This window comes from Arenibacter sp. F26102, assembly GCF_023015865.1.
Lineage (GTDB): Bacteria > Bacteroidota > Bacteroidia > Flavobacteriales > Flavobacteriaceae > Arenibacter.
This window is the reverse complement of sequence record NZ_JALKBC010000014.1, coordinates 135,194-159,368: the sequence shown is the minus strand read 5'-3', so window position 1 is coordinate 159,368 and position 24,175 is coordinate 135,194. Positions and strand designations below refer to the sequence as shown.

Genomic DNA, 24,175 nt, shown 5'->3' with positions numbered 1-24,175 from the left:
TTGTCCTTTGATTTCGGACTATAATCAGTTACCTTTAAGGACATTGGTTGAAGTAAGACAAATTCACCAAATAACAAACTGATACCGCATTAAGATGACAAAAAACATTCGATTTTCTAATTTGGACAGAAAAAAAACCGTTGCCAAACTAACGGAAGAGGTATTTGATTTAGTTGTAATCGGCGGTGGAATTACGGGTGGTGGGATTGCCTTGGATGCTGCATCAAGAGGTTTTAAGGTGGCCTTGGTTGAAAAAAATGATTTTGCATCAGGAACCAGTAGCAAGTCAACAAAATTAATACACGGAGGCTTGCGATACCTTAAACAATTTGATTTCTGGTTGGTTAAGGAAGTTGGGTCTGAAAGGGCTATTGTACATAAACTGGCTCCGCATCTGGTGTTGCCAGAGAAAATGTTGTTGCCATTGATAGAAAATGGGTCTTATGGCAAATGGCTTACCTCCATTGGTCTAAAGGTATATGATATTTTGGCTCAGGTGACAGGTGATGACAAACGTAAAATGTTGGAGAAAAAAGAAGCCTTGAAATTGGAGCCTTTGTTGCCTAAAAAGATATTGAAAGGAGCGGGTTATTATGCGGAATACAGGACAGATGATGCCCGACTTACCATGGAGACCATTAAGACGAGTTTGCACCACGGTGCCATGGCTCTAAACTATGCCGAGGTAAAGGATTTTATTTATGAGGAGGGTATAGTTGCAGGAGTTAAGGTGAAAGATACCGTAATGGATACCGAATTTTCAATAAAGTCGAAATATGTAATTAGTGCCGCCGGACCATGGGTGGATGACCTTAGGGGAATTAATAATTCTAAAAAGGGAAAGCGCCTGCATCTTACCAAAGGGGTGCATTTGGTTTTTCCATATGAAAAATTGCCCATTAAGCAGTCTGTGTATTTTGATATTCCCGATGGACGAATGATGTTTGCGATTCCAAGGGGCAAGATTACTTATATAGGAACTACGGACACAAATTTCAACGAGAATAAGGACGAGGTAAAAACAAATGTGGCAGATGCCATTTATTTAATTTCTGCCGTGAATAATATGTTTCCGAAGATTAATTTGGAAATGGAAGATATCATATCTTCATGGGCAGGATTACGCCCGCTAATACATGAAGAAGGTAAATCCGCCTCTGAATTATCACGAAAGGATGAGATTTTTACTTCAGATTCTGGGCTTATCAGTATTGCTGGGGGCAAGCTTACGGGTTACCGTAAAATGGCGGAGAGAGTGGTGAACAGGGTCGGAAAAAAATTGGAGGAAGAGTATGGGGTTGTAGTAAAACCTTCAGATACCGAGCATATTCCGTTATGTGGCAATGAATTTAAAAAGTATAAATACGTTAAGAAATATATTGCCGAAATACATGAAAGATTAACCCCTGAGGGATTTTCACAATATGACGCTTGGTATTTGGTGACCAATTATGGGAAACAAACCGAAACTATATTGCAGCACTATGCCAAACAAAAAGATGATAATCATGAGTTGGGCATGGCCAAAGCTGAATTAAAGTTTGGCATTGAAAATGAAATGGTGCAAACTCCTATGGATTTCTTTATACGAAGGACAGGGCGGTTATACTTTGATATTGAAAGTATTAGAAAATTGATGGAACCCATATTGGCCGAATTCAAAATCATTTTTAAACTGGATGATGAGGTAATAGACTCTTATAGGACAACTTTGGAGGAAGCATTGGAGGAACACTCCAATTTTTCACTGGACAGAATTTAGGGAGTGCCAATACAGGAATATTTCCTAGCCTATAGAAGTAACATTTAAATATTAATCCAGCTTTTCCGTCAGTTCCTTAAATACTTTTTTTGGACTTTTATTTTCATAAAGGACCTCGTAAACAGCATTTAATATAGGAGTTTTCGATTTTTTCTTGTGTTTTGAAACTATTAGGTGTGCACTTTTGGTAGCATAATATCCTTCGGCCACCATTTTCATTTCCATCATAGCACTTTTTACGGTGTAGCCTTTGCCAATCATATTACCGAACATACGGTTACGGCTAAAAACGGAGTAGCCCGTTACCAAAAGATCTCCTAGATAGGCCGAGTCGTTTATGTTGCGCTTCATTTTATGCACCCGTTTTATAAATCGTTTCATTTCCCGTATGGAGTTACTCATAAGTACACTTTGGAAATTATCGCCATAACCCAATCCGTGAGCGATACCGGCAGCAATGGCATAAATATTCTTAAGCATAGCCGCATATTCAGTTCCTATAATATCGTCGGATATTTTAGTTTTTATGTAGTCACTGCTCAAGTGTTTGGCAACCAATTTGGCTTTTTCGGTATCTGCGCAGGCTATGGTTAAATAGGACAAACGCTCTAAAGCTACCTCTTCGGCATGGCAAGGGCCTGTAATAACCCCAATGTTTTCGAAAGGAATATTATAATTGACATGAAAATGTTCTCCAACAATTAAGCTGGATTCCGGCACAATACCTTTAATGGCCGAAAAAATAATTTTGTCCTTAATGTCAACCGTAAGTTGCTTCAATTCGTTTTCCAAAAAAGCAGAAGGAATGGCAAATATAAGTACATCGGCATCGGCAACAGCCTCGTTAATATTGTCCGTAAGGTTTAGTTGCTCCGTATGAAACTCTACCGAACTTAGGTAATTGGGATTATGTCTTTGTGTTCTAATGTGTTCAATGGCATCCGTATTTCGCATATACCAATTTACTACATCGGCATTTTCAGTCAACATCTTTACAATGGCAGTTGCCCAGCTACCCCCGCCCAACATTGCAAATTTCATATTGTTTTTCATCTATTTAGAATTTTATATCAACCTGAAAATGAACTTAATAAAAACTTTTTGCATACATCAACCACTGCGCTATCGCATAAAAAATTCACTCATTTTGGTTAGTAAGCAAAAAATTAATTTTGAATATGCTCATTTCATTCTTTAAATTTTTTTCTTCTCTACCTATAGCCCATTTATTTAGGCTTCGGATAATTAAAAAAGTATCAATGGCCTATAAATTAACCAGTGCCAATTTGGAAGTGCGCATTGTTTATTGAAATCCATGGCAATGTAGGACTGTTTTTTGGAGATTCAAAACAAGAATCCAATACCCTAGGTAATATGTTTTAAACCATATTCAGCATGTAGATTTTTGACTCCAAGAGTATAGTTTTATTTAAGAAATGCAATGTGCTGATAATCAATATATAATATTGTTGGCATAAAGATTGATTTTAATGGAAATTGTAACATCAATCTTTAAAATATGAGAACCGTAAAGTTATTGCTCACAACCTTTATGCTTGGTATTCTAACAAACAGTTGTTATACCGAAGTTATTATCGAGGATGAATATATAGAGGATCCTATTGTAAATATTAATGGGGTATTGCAATCCTATGATCTTTGGTATATAGATATTAATGAGACCACGGGCAATGGGGAAGTTCCTTTTTTACAGCGTGCGTTTACCATCTCTTTTACTGGTAAAACTATCTATGCCAATAACAATTTAGTGGGAATTGGCAAAACAGGGAATGGATTTGGAATGCAGGTTGGCCATTTCAATACAGTCAACGAAAGTTTGCAAATAAACCATGATGTTGATGGTTATTGGAATTTGGAAGTATTTGTAGTTGATAATAATACTATTGAATTATATGATGCCAATAGCCGAACATCTTATTTTTTGGAGGGTTACCAAAGGAATAACTTTGATTACGACATGATATTTTATGACAATTTACAATACTTGCTTCAAGAATATGATGTCTGGGAAAAGATAGCTACGAGTGAAGAGGGAGCATTAAATGATTTTGATTCGGAAAATTATCTACAGTTCTATAATGACGGAAACAAATCTATCTTCAATTCCTCCGTAGACCCCAGCGGGATGCATTTCAACGACATTTTGTGGGATTATCGAGGTGAGTATTCCTTATTTGATGTTTATAACGATGAAACGCTCAAAACTTTAACACTGGATTATGAATTCATGGGCAATGATTACTTTGAATTGTACGTTATTAATGATAGTACAATAGAGCTCTATCATTCCTCTAGTGGAACGGTTTATAAGTTTAGAGGAAAGGGATTTATTACTTATTTGAAATCTGGGAAATCCCAAGTGGATAAGAAAAGGACGAAAACCGAGTTGGGGACCATGAAAGTGGCCAGAAAAAGAAAAATATAATTATTGCCGTAAGGTTTTACGGTACCGATATAAAGAAGTTTTTGGTTGGTTATTTAGTTAAAGACCGCCTTGGAGTAATTACCTAGGGCGGTTTTTTATTTGCCATAATTCTACAGCATTGGGCAAGAGTGTTCGTCCAACATTTGGTGGTCCATCAAAAGTCATATTTTCAATTAAATTGCTTAAATTATGGTATTGTTCGTGACGATAAAAAATCAAGGAGATGCGGTCCAAGTATACCAAGGCAAACAACAAGAACCCACATGCGGAGATTCCGGGGAATCCTTCCACTTCTACTACCAGTAAAATTATTTTGAACGACCGAAGTAATGGAAAACCTTTACGGATCCTGAGCGAGGAGGATTGGAAATTTTGGTTGCACAATGGGTATATTGTTATCAAAAATGCTATCACAAAGGACCAAGCAAAAGAAACCGCGGAATTTATATGGGAATTTGAAGAGAAAGACCCTAAGAATCCCAACAGTTGGTATACGCCTCCGAGGGCAGAAATGCAAATGAAGGAATTAACGGGTACGGGAATGGTTGAGGTGTACAATCATCAGAATCTATGGAACAATAGGCAACAAGAAAAAATTTACGATGCTTTTGTGGATATTTGGGGTACGGAAAAACTTTGGGTAACTATCGATAGGGCTAATCTAAACTTTCCAATTCGGCCAGGATTTGAGCAAAAAGGGTTTATACATTGGGACTACGACCCAGAAACCAGTCCTCAGAATGTACAGGGAGTATTAGCTCTCGCGGACCAGACCGATGAAAATATGGGGGGCTTTCAATGTATCCCCTGGTTATACCGGAATTATGATTCTTGGAAACTTGACCATCCGAAGGATAGGGACCGTTTTAAGCCAGATGTCAGCGACCTGCAGGATAGGATCGTAAAGGTGAAGATGGAGGCGGGCGATCTTTTAATTTTTAATAGCTTGCAACCCCACGGCATAAGGCCCAATAATTCAAAAGACAAGGTCCGTATTGCCCAATATATCTCTATGATGCCGGCTGAAGAGGACAATGTGTCCCTAAGAACCTGGCGCATCAATTCTTGGAAAAATAGATTGGCACCAGAAGGGTATGCTTTTCCCGGTGACCCAAGAAATTGGGAACAGACCAAATATAAAACGGCCGAATTAAGTGATTTGGGCAAGAAATTATTAGGTCTTCATTCTTGGTAATTTGTTGTAAATCTCACATTTAGGCGTATCGTGGCCTTTAAAACAAGAAAATCCACTACTTTTGCGCCCTTAAAACAAAGACGTGAAGAAGTATTTAAATCTATTCGATTTTAAACAAAAAGTAAATTATAAGAATGAAGTTTTAGCTGGGCTCACGGTAGCTATGACGATGATACCAGAGTCTCTCTCATTTGCCATTTTAGCAGGATTATCTCCTTTAACGGGACTTTATGCCGCATTCTTAATGGGTATTGTTACAGCTATTTTTGGAGGAAGACCAGGGATGGTATCAGGCGGGGCAGGTGCTACAGTAGTTGTTTTAATCGCGTTGGCTTCTTCTCATGGCGTAGAATATCTTTTTGCGGCAGTCGCCTTAGCCGGAGTTTTGCAATTATTAGTTGGTTTATTCAAGTTAGGGAAGTTTGTTCGTTTAATTCCGCAACCTGTGATGTTTGGATTCTTAAATGGACTTGCGGTTATTATTTTTATGGCACAGGTGGCTCAATTTAAAACATCGGAAAACGGCATAGATAATTGGATGGAAGGTTCGGCTTTATACATAATGGCAGGCTTGACCCTCTTAACCATTGCAATTGTAGCTTTATTACCGAAAATCACTAAGGCAGTTCCACCTTCCTTGGTGGCCATATTGATTGTATTTGGTGTTGTTTTTTTCTTTGACATAGACACCAAAAAAGTATTGGATATTGCTTCTGTAAGTGGCTCCTTTCCTTCATTCCATATCCCTGAAATTCCTTTTAATATGGAGACCTTAATATTAATTTTTCCATACGCACTGGTCATGGCTGGTGTTGGGCTTATTGAGTCTCTTTTAACACTTAATATGGTAGACGAAATTACCGGTACTAGAGGACAATCAAATAGAGAAGCTGCCGCACAAGGGATAGCCAATATTACCAATGGATTCTTTGGTGGTATGGGAGGATGTGCTATGGTAGCCCAAACTTTGGTAAATGTTGGATCTGGAGCAAGAGCACGACTTTCCGCTATTATAGGTGCAATGACAATTTTACTGATTATTTTAGTAGGTGGACCTGTAATTGAACAAATTCCGATGGCTGCTTTGGTGGGAGTGATGATGGTTGTTGCCATAGGTACGTTTGAGTGGATTAGCTTTAAGGTAATCAATAAGATGCCTAAACACGACATTTTTGTTTTGATATTGGTTGCAGTGGTAACTGTTGTGTTACACAATCTAGCTTTAGCTGTTTTGATTGGCGTGATTATTTCTTCTTTGGTATTCGCCTGGGAAAGCGCTAAACGTATTAGGGCAAGAAAACATATAGACGAAAATGGGGTAAAACATTATGAAATATACGGCCCACTTTTCTTTGGTTCCACCGCTACATTTCTCGAAAAATTTGATGTAACCAACGACCCGGATGAAGTTGTAATAGATTTCAAGGAGAGCAAGGTGGTAGATATGTCCGCCATAGATGCGCTGAATAAAATCACTGCTCGATATCACAAAGAGGGTAAAAAATTACACCTGAGATATTTGAGCCCCGACTGCCTAAAGCTACTTACAAATGCTGAAAGTGTTATTGAGGTAAATATTATAGAAGACCCAACTTATAGGGTCATGCTAAATAAATAACGATTACCGTAATTGCAAAAAATTTGTAAAGTTACTCAGTAGCTGCTACTATATATAACTTTTGTCAGACTGAGCCCGCCCTAAATGGAATTTTTTGGAAGCAAAATTCTTATTCCATTAACCACTTTGATTAAAGGACGATATATTGTCGCTTTTTGTCAACTGTCGTTTTTACTGGGAATTTTGATTTACAAATGGACGCCAAGAAGTAGCTGTATATTTAAATGTTTTAAAGGATTTTGGCTATAGGCTTGTTGTAGATAAGGTGTGACTTATCCAAAATCTATTCGTTGATCGGAAATAATACAAAAATAGAAAAGCGTTTGTATCAACCCTAAGGTTGCTGCAAACGCTTTTTTGTATTTGGTAATGGTATACTATAAAGTTCTTAAATACTCGGCTACCGCACGGGCATCATCTTCAGAAAGATTCTGATTTAGCATTACCGCATTGTTATACTCTTTTAACAAGGCTTTTGCTATAGGGTCTTCCTTAAGCATTCCATCGGGATTCAATATCATATTCATTACCCACTCTGGGCTTCTTCTCTCAAAAACACCTTTTAGAGCCGGGCCAATTAAACGCTGCTCCGCCATATGGCATGCCACACAGATGGTACTAAATGTTTTTTGTCCTTTTGCAGCCAATTCAGTATCTATGGCATCTGCAAATTTCACGGACTTAATGGGGCCAACACCTTTATTATTCATGTCTACGGGTACTCCCTCATTTACGGGCTCCGCTTTAACTTCCTTTTTGGTACGGTTCATTTCAAAACCTTCCTTCTTTTCTTCTTTTTTTTCGCCACAGCTAACAATCATAGCAACTAAGGCCAAAGGGATAAATAATTTTCTCATCGTTTTTTTAAATTATTGCACTAAGATAACAAATAGATTATTTTATTAAAGTTCTTCGATGAATTTTAATGCTCTTTTTTCGGTATAAGTGATATTCCTTTGGTCATAAAACCCTACATGCCCACCGTACAATGGCTGTTCAAATTGTACAGATTTATTTTGCTCAGCTTCCTTGGAAGGGTAACATTGTTCACCTAAAAAGGAATCATTTTTGGCGTTGATAATTAGAGTAGGGGTCTTTATGGCATGGATATATTGAAGCGAGCTCGACTTTTGGTAATAATCAATAGCATTTTTAAACCCATGTGCCCTGCTGGTATATAGGTCATCAAAATCCTTTAAGGTGTTTATTTTCCCAATATCCGCATTGCTTAACATCTTTGGGAACAGTAATTGTTTTGCCCTCAGTTTTGTGATAAGACGCTTTTTAAACCGTTGTGCATACATTATGTTTTTTGGTTTTAAAAGTTCTATCAAGGAACTATGTAAATTAACAGGCGCAGAGACTGCGATCGCCCCTTTTATCTCTTTGGGAAGCGATCTGCCTTCACCCAAGTACTTTAAGGTCATATTGCCACCCAAGCTAAATCCCTTTATATAAATGCGGGAATATTTATTTAGATTTAGAATATGGTTTATTACCGCTTCCAAATCTTCCGTTGCCCCGGAATGATAGGATCGGAAAAGTCGATTGGTTTCACCACTGCATCCTCTATAGTTAACAGCGCAGGCATCAATACCGTTAGCATTTAACTGCTTGGCGCTGCCGGTAATATAAGGGCGTTGAGCATTGCCTTCCAAACCGTGTAAAAGTATGACCACTTCAGAAGATGGTGTGTCCGTGTAGCTCCAATCCAAGTCCATAAAATCCCCGTCGGCAAGCTCTATCCTTTCCCGCTCTTGGGTAAGGCCAACTACCTTGCGTATCATTCCTGAATAAATAGTGGAGAAATGGCCACTTTTAAATAGGAAAGGTGGGTTGTAATGGGAGCGAATTATAGGCATTGTGATTGTTCTATAAATGAATTGTTTATTTATTAAAAGGGAACTACAATGTAAAGTAATCCGCCAAGTTTTAAAAATGATAATGGTTGGTCTTTATACAGAAGGTATTATGTAGTGCTAAATTATAGAATTTGTCATTAATTATTATTAAATTCTATTCAATTCATGATTAATGTAAGTAATTTATACGAATTAGTCAATTTATCAGTTGGAGTTTCAGCATATTTTCATACTTTCGTTAACGTTAACGAAAATTAATTATCTAAAATTATGGCTAATAGAAAATCAACCAACCTGTGCTTGGTATTACTACTTCATTTTACATTCTTCTTTACCTCCGCCCAGGATGGTTGGGAAACGTTATTCAATGGAAAGGATTTTTCCAATTTTGAACAATTGAACGGGAATGCAAAATATAAGATTGAAAAAGGGGAAATGATCGGTACTTCCAGATTGAATACCCCCAATAGTTTTATGGCCACAAAAAAGGCTTATGGCGATTTTATTTTGGAGTTTGATGTATTTGTAGAGAATGGACTTAATTCCGGAGTACAATTTAGAAGCTTGAGCCTTCCTGAGTACATGGACGGAAGGGTGCATGGATACCAGTGTGAAATTGAAACCAGTGATAGGAAATGGGCTGGTGGGGTCTATGATGAAGCCAGAAGAGGTTGGCTTTATCCGCTTTCCAGAAACATCAAAGGGCAAAATGCTTTTAAGCCTGGCGAATGGAACCATTACAGAATAGAGGCTATTGGGCAAAATATTCGGACTTGGATCAATGGAATCCAATGCGCCAACTTGGTGGATGATGTTACGGCAAAAGGATTTATTGCCTTTCAGGTACATTCCATCCATGACGAAAGTTTGGAAGGGAAAATAGTAAAATGGAAGAATATTAGAATCAAAACCACAGATTTGGAAAAGGAGCGTAAGCAGGTGGCTGTATATGCCCCTGAAATAAGCTATTTGCAAAATCAGCTTACCTCTGATGAAGTTAGAAAAGGCTGGCGATTATTATGGGACGGCAAAACATCGGAAGGATGGCGAGGTGCCAAACTGAATGCGTTTCCAGAGAAAGGATGGAATATGGAAGACGGCACACTAAGTGTTCTGTCATCTGATGGAGCCGAATCAAGGAATGGTGGGGACATTGTAACTACATCGGCTTTTAGCAATTTTGAGTTAAGTATTGATTTTAAGTTGACCAAAGGGGCAAATAGTGGCATTAAATATTTTGTTGATCCAGGTCTTAATATGGGCGAAGGTTCTGCCATAGGTCTGGAGTTTCAGGTGTTGGATGACAAGGAACATCCGGATGCAAAAATGGGGAAAAATGGCAATAGGACCGTTGGGTCTTTATACGATCTTATTCGGGCGGAGAACTTTGAAAATTCCAGGGGCAAGAACTTTAATGGTGTGGATAAGTGGAACAATGCCCGCATTGTTGTAAAAAATGGTCATGTGGAGCATTGGCTAAATAATGTAAAGGTTGTTGAATATGATAGGTTTAGCCAGGCTTTTAAAGCATTGGTGGAAAAAAGTAAGTACGAGAAATGGGAAAATTTTGGCACAATTCCGGCCGGTAGAATTCTATTGCAAGATCATGGTGACCATGTTTCCTTTAGAAGTATAAAAGTAAGGGAGTTTTAAATTAGGTTTAATTTTAAAATATAGATCATGAGTGAAGGACGTAGAAATTTTATAAAGAAAACGGCATTGGCCACTGGGGGAATAGCCTTGGGGGTTAATTCCATGAGTGCCAAAAGCTATAGTAAGATTATTGGTGCCAACGATCGGGTAAGGGTAGGAATTGCAGGGTTTTCCAACAGGGCCAAAGGTGCCTTGATACCAGCTTTTATGGGCCATCATAAAAAACAGAACTTTGAAATTGTGGGGGTTTCGGATATTTGGAACCGTAGAAGGGACGAAGGAGCCGCTTATCTTAAGGAGAAAACAGGGGATAAAGTTAGGGTTTGGAGAAACCATGATGAAATGTATGACGAGAATAAAATAGATGCCGTTATAATTTCCACCCCAGATTTTCAACATGCCCTGCATACAGTTCAAGCGGCCAATGCCAAAAAGGATATCTATGTGGAAAAACCGTTTGCTGAAACCATGGATGATGCAAGGGTAGGTAAAAAGGCGGTTCAGGACTCGGGAATCGTTTTTCAAATCGGCTCCCAAAGGCGTAGTGGAAAGAATTACCACGCGGCCAACGATTATATTAAATCGGGCAAATTTGGTGATATAGTAATGGTTGAAATGAGTTGGAACGTAAACCAACCCGATAGATGGCGTTTGCCTCAATTGACCAGTGAAATTAAGGAGTCGGATACCGATTGGAAACGTTATTTAATGAACAGGCCTTATGAAGCCTGGGATCCAAGAAAGTATTTGGAATATAGGTTATTTTGGCCTTTTTCCTCTGGAATTCCAGGACAATGGATGTCCCATCAGATTGATACGGTACACTGGTTTACAGGCTTGAACCATCCAAGAAGTGTTGCCGCCAATGGTGGAATTTATCTTTGGAAAGATGGAAGAAAAAATTACGATACCATGACAGCAGTATTTGATTACGGCCCATTGGATGATATGTCGAAAGGTTTCCAAGTGGTATATTCCTCTAGGTTTACCAATTCCGCCGGAGGTACAAAGGAAATTTATTATTCCAATGGAGGAGAATTAAACCTGGATACCAATAAGGTTAGTCCCAATGGTGGGTTGAATGCTTCCCATGCTAATAAAATGGGTATGGAGGCGAATCTTTTGCCGGAATTTGATTTGTCAGAAAGTGCAACACAGGTGGTTACCTCTGCCGATACTGGTGCTGATAATATGACTTCTTTGCATATGTTAAATTGGATGGAATGTGTAAGGAGTAGAAAGGAAACTAACGGACCAATTGATGCGGCCTATAATCATTCTATTGCCAATATTATGACCACGGCAGCCCTTAGGACAGGATTGAAATCCACTTTTGATGATAAGGCTCAAGATGTTTTGGCTGGAGACAAAGTGTTCAAGTATTGATAACAAGATTTATAGTGGTTTAAAAAATTATATATGGGCTTTTGTGATTATTGTTTTGTGGTTTTCATGCAAAGGTAAAATCAAAAAGGCCCATAATATGAAGACATCTTTTAAGTTGGACCAGGTCACCTCATAAACTGATGACGAAGGGAGAAGTCAAGTGGTTTTGGTTGTTAGGGATTTGTGTGCCAGTCAAATATACCATGGTGTAAAACCCAAACCGTTATTCTTCCTATAGTTGGACACATTCAAGGGTGAAAATGAAAATACATTTTTGGAACATACCTTTGGGTAGGTATTGGTTGGAAACAAATCGTAATTTTGCCGTTGTTTTTTTACCCTTATATAATTAATCTTAGATCTCCGCTGTATATGGACAACCTTATTGGAATAAAGCAAATTGCCAAGTTGGCCAATGTTTCCATTGGAACCGTAGACAGGGTGTTGCATAATAGGGATGGGGTTTCCGATATAACACGTCAAAAGATTAAGGCTATAATAAAGGAAACCGGATATAAAAAGAATACGGTTGCGAGCCGGCTTAATTTAGCCGGACGTAAGAAATTAAAGATTGCCGTACTTATACCTGAGGTTTCCAGCAATTGGAGTTATTGGGATCTTCCCAAAAGGGGTATAGACAAGGCTGTGGAAGAATTGAGTGAAATGGGTATTTTAGTTTCCTATTACTACTTTACGGATCCCTTTTCCTTTATAAAAATGGGCGATGCCATTTTGAACAAAAAATATGACGCTGTGGTTACCGTGCCATTTTTTATGGTGGAAAGCAATAATCTATTGAGTAAGGCCAAAGGCGATAATATTCCCATAGTTTTTTTGGACACTGAGGTCAAGTTGGACTATCCATCCTTTTTTATCCGCCAGGACTCACATATTGCTGGCAAAGTCGCCGGCAGGCTCTTGCATGGCCTTGTTGGTAACGACGGACTTTATTTTGTAGTCAATATAGTTACCGAAAGGGGTTTGCACGCCAATAATCAACAAAGGGAAAACGGTTTCAGGGAATTTTTTAGAACAAATTTTAAGGATAGTAAAATCTCCATTATGACCATTAACCATCCTGTAGATAGACCTTTTGAAATCAATGCCGAAATTGAAAGTTGGTTTAAGGATGAAAGGCCAAAGGGCATTTTTGTCACAAATGCGAGGTCTTACCTAATACCTGATATTCTCAAGGCGCACAGTGTTTCCAATGTATCAGTCGTTGGTTTCGATTTACATGAAGATAACATTAAGTGTCTAAGGAACAAGGAAATTGATTTTTTGATAAATCAAAAGCCAGAGTTCCAAGGCTATACAGCTATTAAGGGGATGTTCAAATTTCTTACGGAACAGGATCCCTCCGATTTAAATATGGATGTTCCTGTAGAAATCATTGTGCAGGAAAATTGCACTTCCTTTTAAACTTCAATCGAAGGAATCAACATCTATTTTTTTATTTTCAACACCTCTATACATAAAAAGGCCTCCATTTAAATGGAGGCCTTAAAATAACTAATATTAAACAACTATTTCAGATTATTGTGGATATCCCGGATTTTGTGGATAACCTCCCAAGGTCCTGTCTATTTGGTCCTGAGGTATGGGTCTTATTGAATGATATTCCTGAATATTCGGAGCGGCTTGTGGATTGTGCAATGTAGTTCTTTCAACCAATTTTCCAGTCCTGGCCAAATCCCACCAACGGTGTCCTTCCCCAGCCAATTCACGTGCCCTTTCGTCCAAGATAAAATCTAGATCAACATCGGCACCCGTAATTTGCATGGCTGTTTCCATTCCTGGTACAGCAGCCCTTACCCTTACCATATTAACATCATCTGCGGCTCCACCTGGATCGCTCTGCTTTAATCTTGCTTCAGCACGTATCAAATAGGCATCGGCCAAACGCATGAGAACAAAATCGCGCTGTCCTGGTGTGTGTTGCCGATCTGGCCGTGTGGGGTCTATCCATTTGTTTAAGGAAGGGAACAGCCTTTCTGTATATTCGTCATTGGTAATTGTCATATATGGTTTGGTGTCTTGTAAGGACTGTGGCCAATCAATATCTTTTCCAGGTCCAGGAATATATACTGCAGTATCACCGATTGAAAGTGCGGCCCTTGCAGGTTCGCTTCCACTGGCTTGCGTAGCCGGCTCATCCTTATTGGCGAACCAAACATGCTTAAAGGAAGCATCGTATCTAATGTCTTGGTTGCGGTCCCATAGCCCCAACATAAAGTCGGTAGGTCGATGTCTTTTCCAAGGCCTTCCGTTTTCTACATCTCTGGTCAAGCCCCGAAGAACATCATACTCCATTAAGAAATACAAGTGTCCGCGGTGTCCGAAATCGTCGGTACCGTCGTCAACTTGGGCCTTAGAATTTGTAATGTTCCAAACAATTTCACTGTTTTCCTGATTGTTTATGTCCCATAGGTCGGCATAATTATCCAAAAGGGAAAAACCGTAGTTGGTTATTACACTGGTCATCAAAGTTTCTGCCCTAGAAGCATCTGTACTCTCTGCCCATGCGGTATAACTTCTTGTTAAGAGCGCTTTTGCCAACAAAAATTCGGCTGCGGCTTTTGTGGCCCTACCGTAAGGAGATTGTGTAGGAGGTAAGTTGGCTATGGCAAATTCAAGATCTGGCACGATCGCCTGGCTATAGATTTCTGACCTAGCGGTCTTATTGGCCTCTATCTCTATGCCCACCGTCTCCTCTAGGCTTAAATGGACATCGCCGTAGGTATTTGTTAAGTCAAAATAGTAGAGTGCCCTTAGAAACCTCACTTCGGCCAAGCGAATATTTTTAATGGTCTCGTCCATTTCCAAACCTTCAGAGCGACCTATAACGGCATTTGCCTGGTTGATACCTTTGTACCAGTCCCTCCAAGCATCCCTTACATAACTTTCGGCACTGTTAAGCCCTACGTCATAGGTATTAAAAACCTTATGGCCTCCATCGGAACCATTTGTCCAGATATCAGAGCCCATAGTAGTCATTGCAAATCCACGCTCTTGCCCATAAAAGGGTTTTAATAGGGAATAGGTGGCATTGACGGCATCACCAAAACCTTTCTCGGTAGTGTAATATGAAGCTGATGAAACATCGGTCACCAACTCTTCTTCTAAGAATTTATCACATGAGGTTATACTAACCATCATTGATAAAGCCAAGATTTTATATGTTATTCCTTTCATAATATTTTGTTTAGACATTTAATAATATATCTATTTAAGATTTTTGGCTTTAAAAAGTTACGTTCAATCCTAGAGAAATCATTTTGTTACTAGGGACGGTACTGGATGATAGACCTCCATCTTCCTGGTCGGTTTCAGAGGTTTCGGGATCAAATGTATCATAGTCCGTTATGGCAAAAAGGTTCTGCCCGGCCACATACAACCTTATGTTGGACATTTTTAGCTTTTCTGTTATGGATTTGGGGAAATTGTAGCCCAAGGTTACATTACGCAGTTTTATATAACTCCCATCAAAATAAGATAAAGTAGAGGCGTTTCTCGGACTTTCCTGATTTTCATTTGGCCTGGGATTGGCATTGGTAGGATTGTCTATAGTCCAATAGTCCACATCTAAATTGTTATAGCGTCCAAACAAGGAGTTATTGCTATCATGGAATCTGGACCGTATCATTTGCCCTTGTCTAAAATAGAAGAAGAAGCTAAAATCCAATCCCTTGTAGGAGAAATTGTTGGTAATACCTCCATAAAAATCGGGTACATCAGACCCCAAAATTACTCGGTCATCCGGAGATATGATTCCGTTACCATCTTGATCTCCCAATTTAATTTCGCCTGGCACCTTGCCTTCTGCGGTATTGGCTAGAGCCTCTTCGGATGTCTGGTAAATTCCAACTTTTTCATAATCATAGAATACGTTGATCGGAGATCCAATGAACCATTGATTTCCAACATCGTCAATAGAATTGCCATTTTCATCTTTTAAGGCCAATTCCGTAATTTCCTCTTTTAGACCTGCAATGTTGAACCCTATGTCCCAATTAAGTCCTTCCGGATTGGTAAGGATATCAGCATTTATATTAAATTCCAAACCAGAAGAAGCAGTTGCTCCAATATTCTGCAAGATGCTTTCATATCCAGAGGTATATGGTAAACTTCTATTTAACAAAATATCGGTGGTTTTAGTGCTGAACCAATCCAGTGCACCACTTATTCTGCCATTTAAGAAACCATAATCGACACCCACATTAAAGGTTTTGGATACTTCCCATCCCAAATCGGAATTGGGAATTTCATTAAGGCCAAATCCAAGAGCGGTAGTTTCCCCATAGGCATAGGCAGTACCTTCAAGCCTACCTGCTGTCTGATAAGGGTCTACAGAAGTATTGCCCACTTCCCCATAGGAAGCCCGTAGCTTTAATTCCGATAGTGTATTGGAATCACTCAAAAAGTCTTCCTGGGATAATCTCCAGCCCGCTGAAAACCCGGGAAAGTAGTTCCATTTATTACTATCAGCAAGTCTTGAGGAGCCATCCGCCCTTAAGGAACCTTGAAAGAGGTATTTGCCATCTATATCATAATTTACCCTTCCCATAAAGGAAGATAGTGTCCATTCCACCAATCCCGAAGTGATATCTCCTTTTACCGAAGCCGACCCCATATTGTAAAATTGTTGTGATTCATAAGGGATGTTTGCTACGGCGGTATAGCTATTTTCCTGTCGTGATTTTTGGATACTCTGCAATAAGGTAACTTTCAGATTTTGGTTATCAGTTATGGATTTGTTGAAAGTTATCAAGTTTTCGAGTGTATACCCAAAGTTGTCATTGTGCTCAATTGAAGCATCTCCGGGCCCACCGCGGTTATCATTTGTTAAACTTCCTCTAAATTGTCCCCGTCTTCGGTATCGTATATCGGGACCGAAAGTAGTGGTCCATTTTAATTCTGGACTGATATTTATATCCAAATAAACCGGAGCAAATATTCGTGTAGTCTTGCGCTCGTCAATGTAGGCACCGTCAACAAGTTCGTTCAGTGGATTGGTTCTAATACCATCATTGGTGGGCAAGAAAAGTAATTCTCCGGCGTCATCATAGGGGATACCTAATGGATTAATGGCCAGTGCTTCTCCCATGGTTGCCGAGGAACCCCAGTTCTGGATGGAGTTCGAAATGGAAAATGAGATACCCACTTTAAAAATATCATTTATCCGGTGATCAAGATTTATTCTTCCTGTAAAACGTTCAAAATCCATATTGCTAATTATACCTTGCTCATTGAAATAGCCTAAGGAAGCATTAAAGGTTGTGTTCTCAGATCCACCGCTAACTCCTAGTTGGTGATTGGTCTGCCACCCATCGTTCAACACTAGGTCCAACCAATCTGTGGATCTACCTTCTTCAATGGATTTAAGTTCAACAGGGTCTAGGAAAACAGCCGTATCATCCGGAATGGTTCCATTCCAGGAAGATCTTCTGGATTCCCTTTTTAAATCTGCAAATTCCGATCCATTCATCATGTCTACCAATCTGGTAGCCGAGGTGGTTCCAATATGGCTGCTATAGGTAACCTTTGTTTTTCCTACCCTTCCACGCTTTGTAGAAATTAGGATTACCCCGTTGGCACCTCGTGATCCATAAATTGCCGTTGCCGCGGCATCTTTTAAAATTTGCATGGATTCAATATCTTGGGGATTGATATCTGCCACAGATTCGGTTCCACTTATTTGAGGAATACCATCTATAACGTAAAGAGGATCATTGGAAGCCCCAATGGATCTTCGTCCCCGTATTCTGACCGTAGAATTTTCTCCTGGTCTTCCACCATCGGCTTGAATATCTACTCCGGCCACCTGTCCTTTAATAGCGTCGATACTACTGGAAGTTGCTATTTTTTCAATGGCACTAGCATTCACGGAAGAAATTGCCGCGGTTACTTCACCTTTTTTTTGTGTTCCATAACCGGTTATTATTACCTCGTCCAAGGCTTGGGAATCTTCTTCCATGACTACATTCATGTTGGCACTGGATACGGTCATTCTTTTGGTGCTCATACCAATATAGGAGAATTCCAATATCTTGCCGCTTTCAACGGCGATGGTAAAATTACCGTCAAAATCGGTAACGGTTCCCTTAATGGTGCCTACAACTACTACGCTCACCCCGGGCAATGGCATGTTGTTCATGTCCGTCACCGTACCGGTAACTTCCTGTTGAACTGATGTTGGGGGGCCATTAAGTGCCAGTACTGGACTGAAGGCTGTGAATAGGGACAAAAAGAAAATCTGAACAAAGATTTTCTTCCAAACAGGAACACCCTGTTGTAAATGAATTGCTTCATTAATCTGTTTTTTCATAATTTGAGTTTTGATGAGTTAGTTAAATATTTAACGTTAATTGTTGATCGTTAACGTTAACGAATATAGTATATATATTTTTCGAATATAGGGTTTTTTATAAAAATTTTACGTTAAAAAGCATCAATACTTAATAAACACCCCGTATTATTATCGAATTAATATTTTTTAACATAAATTAACTTAATGTTTTGTGTGTGGGTAAGAGGACCGTTTTTTTATGAAACCCACCGTGTTTATTGGATTTTTGCAGGAAATTGTGAATTGGTAAACGGCTAGTTTTAAGAAAAGATCATTTTGCCAATTGGTAGACCTGAAAAGTTTTATTCCAAATCCAAATTGAGCCAAAAAAAAGGAAACGTAATAGACGGATTAGCTGATTTAGGAATATATATTGGAGATGTGTTCTTAAATTAAAGACAGATCGTTATTAGAAATAGGTATTGGATTTACTTGGGATAAATTTCCAGGATTTTAACCTGATCTTCAATGGCGGATTTAAATTCTGACTTGAGGTTTGTTACCAACTCTGATACGGATTCAACGTTATCTATGGTTGTGACTCCATGACCAGCGGACCAAATTGTTTTCCAAGCCTTGGCTTCCGTGTTCAACTCCTTCCCAAAATCTATCTTCCTGTCTTTTTTTAAATCTTCTTCCGTAATTCCTGCCGCCTTTAAACTATCGCCCAAAAAGTTGGCGTGTACTCCAGATATTGCAGCGGTATAGACCACATCGCTTGCTCCGGAGTCGATAATCATTTTACGATATTCCTCTGATGCCTGACTTTCTTTGGTATTTATGAAACGAGTTCCCATATAGGCCAAATCGGCACCCATTTGCAATGCTGAGGCTATATCCCTCCCAGTGCTGATACAACCGGAAAGCAAGATGGTTTTGTTGTAGAATTTTTTTACCTCGGCAATTAAGGACATGGGGTTTATAGTGCCAGCGTGTCCTCCAGCCCCGGCAGCAACGAGAATTAACCCGTCCACTCCGGCTTCGGCGGCTTTTTCCGCATGTCTTTTTTTAATGATATCATGAAAGACAAGGCCACCGTAACTATGGATGGCATTCACCACCTTGGCCACAGCGCCCAAGGATGTAATAATTAAAGGTACTTTATGTTTTATACAAACTTTCAAATCGGCTTCCAATCGTGGATTGGTTGGGTGAACTATGAGGTTTACGCCGAAAGGTGCTGCCTTTTTTCCAGTTTCTTCCTCATATCTCTTCAATTCGGTTTTAATCTCGACCAGCCATCCCTCAAAACCTTCCGTAGTACGTTGATTTAGAGCAGGAAAAGTGCCAACTATTCCGTTCTTGCAGCATTCAATGACCAACTGCGGGCCAGATATTAGAAACATGGGTGCTGCTACTGCAGGGAGTGAAAGGTCTTTTATAAAGGCTGCTTTGTTGCTCATTTCGGTAAAGGATTTAAAGAATTAAGAATAATCGGATACGCCAAAAATGGAAACAAAAATATCTATTGTTTGCAAAAAATAGTACTTTTGAAATTATTATGCATGCATAATAATTTCAAAAGTACACAAAAATAAAAGAATGTATATAAAAGAATTTGAAATACGCTGGAGCGACGTGGATGCGAATCGCCATATGGCCAATTCGGCTTATTTAAATTTCATGAGCCATACAAGGATGTCCTTCTTGTTGGAAATGGGATTTAACCAAAAGACAATGTCACAGAACAATATTGGGCCAGTGGTATTCCATGAGCATGTTTATTATTTTAAGGAAGCATTTTTAGGGAAGCCTGTAAGGGTTTCCTTGGAGCTGGTGGGTTTGAGTGCAGATGGAATGTTCTTTGAATTCCATCATAATTTTTACGACGGAAATGGGAATAATTTTGCCCACTGTCAGATTATGGGAGCATGGATAGATCTAAAGACAAGAAGTTTAACCGGTTTGGGTGCGGAGTTCTTAGCGGCTTTTAATAAGGTTCCGAGGGGAGACGGATTCAAAGTGCTTGCCAAAGAGGATACCCGTAAGTTTTCGGTGCGACCTAAGGACTTGGTCTAACTTGTTTACTCACCAGGTATACCCCGATTAATACTAGAACTATTGCAAGTAATTTAATTAGAGTAAGGTGATCTTTTCCAGTAACTATTGCAAAGATGATTCCTATCAATGGTTGTAAGTACATAAAAACACCTACGGTAGAAGCCTTTAGTTGGGTCAGGGCAAAAACATTGAACAAATAGGTTAAAAAGGTTGTACCAATGATTACAAAAGCGATGGCTCCAATAGCTTCCACCGGAAGCTGGCCCCATTGTATCTCTGAAAATTCAGAATATGTTATTGGAAGGGTTAATATGAGCCCTATTCCGAACATCCATTTCATGAGGGTAAGGGGATGATATTTTTCCAGTAATTTCTTTACTAGAATAAGGTACAGCCCGTAGGAAGTGGCATTAACAATAAAAAGCATGTTGCCCAAAGGTATATTGGTGGCATCCTGTCTAATTTCAGCCCCGAATAAAATCAAGGCCAATGCCCCTATGAGACCCAAGAAAACACCAATGCCCCTCTGAACGGTAATTTTTTCCTTGATAAACAGGGCGGATAATATTACAACAAGAATGGGAGTAATGGTGATGAGTACTGCGCTATTGATCGGGGTGGAAAGATCCAAGCCTTTAAAGAACGATAACATATTGATGCCCATACCGAAGAAGGCACACACAAACAATCTGCCCCAATCCCGTCTTTCCAAATTTTCCTTCGGGCCAAAAAAGGAAATTCCCCAAAACAGCAAGGTTGCCCCAAAAAGCCTAAGGAAAATAAATCCAAAAGGTTTAACATAGGTAGGCATTACACCTTTGGCTATGGTGTGGTTAATGCCATAGATGGTGGTAGCCCCCAAAGCGGCCAAGATAGCAAGGGTACGTCTACTCACGAATTTATTTTTGCTTTGGCTTCAGCGACAACAGCTTTGCTGTTCCCAACAAAAATAAGGTCGTCAATGAGTATGACAGGTCGTTTCAAAAAGGTATAGTGTTCTAGAATTAGGGCTTTGAAGTCCTCTTCGGTTAGATTCTGTTCTTTCAGGTTTCGCTCCTTATAGAGCCGTGCACGCTTACTAAACAAACTTTCATAGTTCCCGGACAAATTCGCCATATTTTCCAGTTGTTCTGGGGTAATGGTTTCGGTTTTTATGTCCTGAAGTATAAAATCGCTGGGTGGATCCAGTTCTTTCAATATCCTCTGGCAGGTATCACAAGTGCTCAGGTAAAATATCTTTTTCATTTTTGTAAATCTGTTCCTCTGTATATTATTTAGTCTGCAAAGAAACCCAATTACATTGAATTGTACTATTTTTAGCGGCAATTGTAAAAAATAATAACAGAAAACCTTTAAGCTTTGGAAAACGCATTCAACATTACGCTACAGAATAGAAAAAGACTACACAAATTTTTGAAGGAGACACCAATTGAGCTTCTTTTGCAAATACCTGATGGATACCGAAACAACATATGGTGGAATATTGCACATGTTGTTGTTACCCAACAGCTTTTGGTCTATAAATTCAGCGGACAACCTATGCGCATAGACGATGCCCTAGTAGAGAAATTTAAAAAAGGTACTGTTCCAACCGGTATGGCAACGGATAAAGAATTGCAACTAGTGGAGGACTTATTAATGCCTACTGTAACATGGATGCAGGAAGATTATGGAAAAGGAATATTTAAAGGATACAACGAATACACTACCAGTGCCAATGTTACCTTATGTAATGTAGAAGATGCCATTATGTTCAATGTGTATCATGAAGGACTGCATCTTGGAGCAATATTGTCCTTGCTAAAAGTTGTATCCAAGGAGTAGTTTTTAAGACGCCATCTTCAGTTTTAAATAAGGCTTTATTTCCTTGTAGGACAGCGTTAATATTATTGGGCCGTCTGCATAGGAGGCCACCTCATACTGCTCATAGAATAGCTGTAAGCCTTCCTGGGTAAAGCCAATATTCTGGGGAAGGTAAAATTCGTCGTTCTCAAACATAAAGCCAGTGGCATTGACCGATCCTGTGGCCGGAATCTTTTCCTGCGCCCTAAATTTGCCCTCAACAAAATTTTGAAATTCCAAGGAATCCTTAAACAGTTCCATATTTTCCAGTTCCAAGCCCTTGGCCTTATCAAAATTTAAAAATCGAGTTGAGGAAAAACCATGGGCCCCACCCGTAAAGGAGTAAGAATTGACTTGAATCGTCAATATATTTTTATCCTCATAGGTCACTTTTCCCTCGATATCAGCTTCCCATCCCACCGGTTCGTCGGGATAGATTTTTTTTAACTCCAAATATCCGTTCTTAAAAGATAGAATTGCCTCTTCAATATTGGTAGCCTCAATTTCATCATCATAAATAAGCATGGAAATCACCTCTTCTTGTAGCGAGTTGTTTATGGTAGCGCTAATGGGACTTTCATCTAGTGCTTTAGGAATTTGGATAGTTACTTTTGGACAATTGCTGCAATTTTCTGAAGTGAATACAATGGGTTCAAAAGTAATACGTTCGTCATTTTTACAATTCCATAAAAACAAAACGATAAAAATAAAGGCAAATTTAATCTTCATAAAAGCATTGTGTTAGAAAGGTGTAAAGCTACAAGATCATTGTAATCTCAGAAAGATAAAGGTACATTTGTATATAGATATTTTGATCATGGGTAAAAAAGAATTAAAGTTCAATAGTAAAACTATTCATGGGGGGCAGTTTCCAGACAAGGCATATGGAGCTGTAATGCCCCCCATCTATCAAACTTCAACTTACGCACAGAGCACACCGGGAGGCCATAAGGGATACGAGTATTCCAGAAGTGCCAATCCAACGAGGTCCGCATTGGAGAATTCCTTGGCCAGTATTGAAAATGGGAAATACGGTTTGGCTTTTGGCAGTGGATTGGCGGCCATTGATGCTGTAATTAAATTGTTGAATCCAGGGGACGAGGTTATTTCCACTAGTGACCTTTATGGGGGCAGTTATCGTATTTTTAAAAGGATATTTGAAAAATACGGTATCGTTTTCCATTTTGTAGGAATGCAGAATACCGATGAAATAGGCAAATACATTACTCCAAAGACCAAACTAATTTGGGTAGAGACACCTACTAACCCAATGATGAATATTATTGATATTAAAAGTGTTTCCCAACTGGCAAAAAAGCATAAAATACTGCTTGCGGTAGATAATACCTTTGCAACGCCATATTTACAGCTTCCCTTGGATTTGGGAGCCGACATTGTAATGCATTCCGCCACAAAATACCTAGGGGGGCATAGCGATGTAGTCGTAGGGGCCTTGGTGGTAAAAGATAAGGACCTTGCGGACGAATTGTATTTTATACAAAATGCAAGTGGTGCCATTTGTGGGCCAATGGATAGTTTTTTGGTATTGAGAGGAATAAAAACCTTGCACATTAGGATGCAGCGTCACTGTGAAAATGGTAAAGCAGTGGCAGAATTCTTGGCAAATCACCCAAAAATTGAAAAAGTGTATTGGCCGGGATTCCCGAGTCACCCAAACCATGACGTGGCAAAAATGCAAATGAAAGATTTTGGGGGAATGATATCTTTTGTCCCAAAGGGCGGCAATTACGATAATGCCATAAAAATTGTTGAAAAACTACAAATTTTTACTCTTGCCGAATCCTTGGGTGGCGTAGAGAGTTTGGCAGGCCATCCGGCCAGTATGACCCATGCAAGTATTCCTAAGAAAGAACGGGAAAAAAGTGGTGTAGTAGATGCACTGATTCGACTTAGTGTAGGTATTGAGGATAAGGATGATTTAATTGATGACTTGAGGCGGGCTATTGAATAAGTAATTTTATCAAATTTTGAAAAAAATAGGGTTTAAATTATATAAATACTATAATTTTGCCTTCAAACTCAATATTTATCAACAATTAT

19 protein-coding genes are annotated in these 24,175 nt (G+C 39.2%); 10 read left to right on the top strand and 9 right to left on the bottom strand.

Translation table 11 applies throughout. The features are described 5' to 3' along the window. Nucleotides 1-94 precede the first annotated feature (94 nt). On the top strand, nucleotides 95-1,762 hold the full coding sequence (locus MWU78_RS17760; protein ID WP_247000223.1) for a glycerol-3-phosphate dehydrogenase/oxidase: 1,668 nt from the start codon (nucleotides 95-97) through the stop codon (nucleotides 1,760-1,762). 51 nt (nucleotides 1,763-1,813) lie between these two features. Here MWU78_RS17760 and MWU78_RS17755 read toward each other — a convergent pair whose 3' ends face one another. Then, on the bottom strand, nucleotides 1,814-2,815 hold the full coding sequence (locus MWU78_RS17755; protein ID WP_247000221.1) for an NAD(P)H-dependent glycerol-3-phosphate dehydrogenase: 1,002 nt from the start codon (nucleotides 2,813-2,815) through the stop codon (nucleotides 1,814-1,816). Nucleotides 2,816-3,281: 466 nt separating this feature from the next. On the opposite strand from MWU78_RS17755, the gene MWU78_RS17750 reads away from it, so the two are divergent. From MWU78_RS17750 to MWU78_RS17740, 3 genes are all read left to right on the top strand, one after another. Continuing rightward, a complete protein-coding gene (locus MWU78_RS17750) occupies nucleotides 3,282-4,208 on the top strand; it encodes a nicotinic acid mononucleotide adenyltransferase (RefSeq protein WP_247000219.1) in 927 nt (308 codons plus the stop codon). A 223-nt stretch (nucleotides 4,209-4,431) separates the two neighbouring features. Then, the gene (locus MWU78_RS17745) at nucleotides 4,432-5,403 is read left to right on the top strand and encodes a phytanoyl-CoA dioxygenase family protein (protein ID WP_247000217.1); all 972 of its coding nucleotides are present in this window, start codon (nucleotides 4,432-4,434) and stop codon (nucleotides 5,401-5,403) included. 82 nt (nucleotides 5,404-5,485) lie between these two features. Further along, nucleotides 5,486-7,021, top strand: coding sequence for a SulP family inorganic anion transporter (locus MWU78_RS17740; RefSeq protein ID WP_247000214.1), 1,536 nt, complete (start codon nucleotides 5,486-5,488; stop codon nucleotides 7,019-7,021). Nucleotides 7,022-7,398: 377 nt separating this feature from the next. Here the strand turns inward: MWU78_RS17740 and MWU78_RS17735 are convergent, their stop codons facing one another. Then, nucleotides 7,399-7,878, bottom strand: a complete 480-nt coding sequence (locus tag MWU78_RS17735; RefSeq protein WP_247000212.1) for a cytochrome c — start codon at nucleotides 7,876-7,878, stop codon at nucleotides 7,399-7,401. A gap of 45 nt (nucleotides 7,879-7,923) precedes the next feature. Then, entirely contained in the window at nucleotides 7,924-8,883 is a 960-nt protein-coding gene (locus MWU78_RS17730) for an alpha/beta fold hydrolase (RefSeq protein ID WP_247000210.1), read from the bottom strand. Nucleotides 8,884-9,153: 270 nt separating this feature from the next. Here MWU78_RS17730 and MWU78_RS17725 point away from each other — a divergent pair, with 270 nt between their 5' ends. From MWU78_RS17725 to MWU78_RS17715, 3 genes are all read left to right on the top strand, one after another. Continuing rightward, nucleotides 9,154-10,536, top strand: a complete 1,383-nt coding sequence (locus MWU78_RS17725) for a DUF1080 domain-containing protein (protein WP_247000208.1) — start codon at nucleotides 9,154-9,156, stop codon at nucleotides 10,534-10,536. A gap of 27 nt (nucleotides 10,537-10,563) precedes the next feature. Further along, the gene (locus MWU78_RS17720) at nucleotides 10,564-11,922 is read left to right on the top strand and encodes a Gfo/Idh/MocA family oxidoreductase (protein ID WP_247000207.1); all 1,359 of its coding nucleotides are present in this window, start codon (nucleotides 10,564-10,566) and stop codon (nucleotides 11,920-11,922) included. A gap of 372 nt (nucleotides 11,923-12,294) precedes the next feature. Beyond that, the gene (locus tag MWU78_RS17715; RefSeq protein ID WP_247000205.1) at nucleotides 12,295-13,344 is read left to right on the top strand and encodes a LacI family DNA-binding transcriptional regulator; all 1,050 of its coding nucleotides are present in this window, start codon (nucleotides 12,295-12,297) and stop codon (nucleotides 13,342-13,344) included. 114 nt (nucleotides 13,345-13,458) lie between these two features. On the opposite strand, the gene MWU78_RS17710 is transcribed toward MWU78_RS17715, so the two are convergent. From MWU78_RS17710 to MWU78_RS17700, 3 genes are all read right to left on the bottom strand, one after another. Further along, nucleotides 13,459-15,117 carry a RagB/SusD family nutrient uptake outer membrane protein gene (locus MWU78_RS17710; protein WP_247000203.1) on the bottom strand — a complete coding sequence of 553 codons (1,659 nt, stop codon included), beginning with the start codon at nucleotides 15,115-15,117 and terminating at the stop codon, nucleotides 13,459-13,461. A gap of 49 nt (nucleotides 15,118-15,166) precedes the next feature. Beyond that, a complete protein-coding gene (locus tag MWU78_RS17705) occupies nucleotides 15,167-18,250 on the bottom strand; it encodes a TonB-dependent receptor (protein WP_247000201.1) in 3,084 nt (1,027 codons plus the stop codon). Nucleotides 18,251-18,699: 449 nt separating this feature from the next. After that, nucleotides 18,700-19,674, bottom strand: a complete 975-nt coding sequence (locus MWU78_RS17700) for a nitronate monooxygenase (protein WP_247000199.1) — start codon at nucleotides 19,672-19,674, stop codon at nucleotides 18,700-18,702. 139 nt (nucleotides 19,675-19,813) lie between these two features. Here MWU78_RS17700 and MWU78_RS17695 point away from each other — a divergent pair, with 139 nt between their 5' ends. Next, a complete protein-coding gene (locus MWU78_RS17695) occupies nucleotides 19,814-20,290 on the top strand; it encodes an acyl-CoA thioesterase (protein ID WP_247000197.1) in 477 nt (158 codons plus the stop codon). On the opposite strand, the gene MWU78_RS17690 is transcribed toward MWU78_RS17695, so the two are convergent. Together MWU78_RS17690 and MWU78_RS17685 are read right to left on the bottom strand one after the other, a co-directional pair. Beyond that, nucleotides 20,274-21,167 (bottom strand): DMT family transporter, encoded by an 894-nt coding sequence (locus MWU78_RS17690; protein WP_247000195.1) that lies wholly within the window; start codon nucleotides 21,165-21,167, stop codon nucleotides 20,274-20,276. The two genes, MWU78_RS17695 and MWU78_RS17690, sit on opposite strands and share 17 nt — an antisense overlap. Further along, a complete protein-coding gene (locus MWU78_RS17685) occupies nucleotides 21,164-21,517 on the bottom strand; it encodes an ArsC/Spx/MgsR family protein (protein ID WP_247000193.1) in 354 nt (117 codons plus the stop codon). The genes MWU78_RS17690 and MWU78_RS17685 overlap by 4 nt, the downstream gene beginning before the upstream one ends. 114 nt (nucleotides 21,518-21,631) lie before the next feature. Between MWU78_RS17685 and MWU78_RS17680 the strand changes: the two genes are divergently transcribed. After that, entirely contained in the window at nucleotides 21,632-22,096 is a 465-nt protein-coding gene (locus tag MWU78_RS17680; RefSeq protein ID WP_247000190.1) for a DinB family protein, read from the top strand. Nucleotides 22,097-22,099: 3 nt separating this feature from the next. Here MWU78_RS17680 and MWU78_RS17675 read toward each other — a convergent pair whose 3' ends face one another. Further along, complete coding sequence (locus tag MWU78_RS17675; protein ID WP_247000189.1) at nucleotides 22,100-22,843, bottom strand: DUF3298 and DUF4163 domain-containing protein; 744 nt, start codon at nucleotides 22,841-22,843, stop codon at nucleotides 22,100-22,102. An 88-nt stretch (nucleotides 22,844-22,931) separates the two neighbouring features. Here MWU78_RS17675 and MWU78_RS17670 point away from each other — a divergent pair, with 88 nt between their 5' ends. Further along, nucleotides 22,932-24,086 (top strand): cystathionine gamma-synthase, encoded by a 1,155-nt coding sequence (locus MWU78_RS17670; protein ID WP_247000187.1) that lies wholly within the window; start codon nucleotides 22,932-22,934, stop codon nucleotides 24,084-24,086. Nucleotides 24,087-24,175 lie beyond the last annotated feature (89 nt).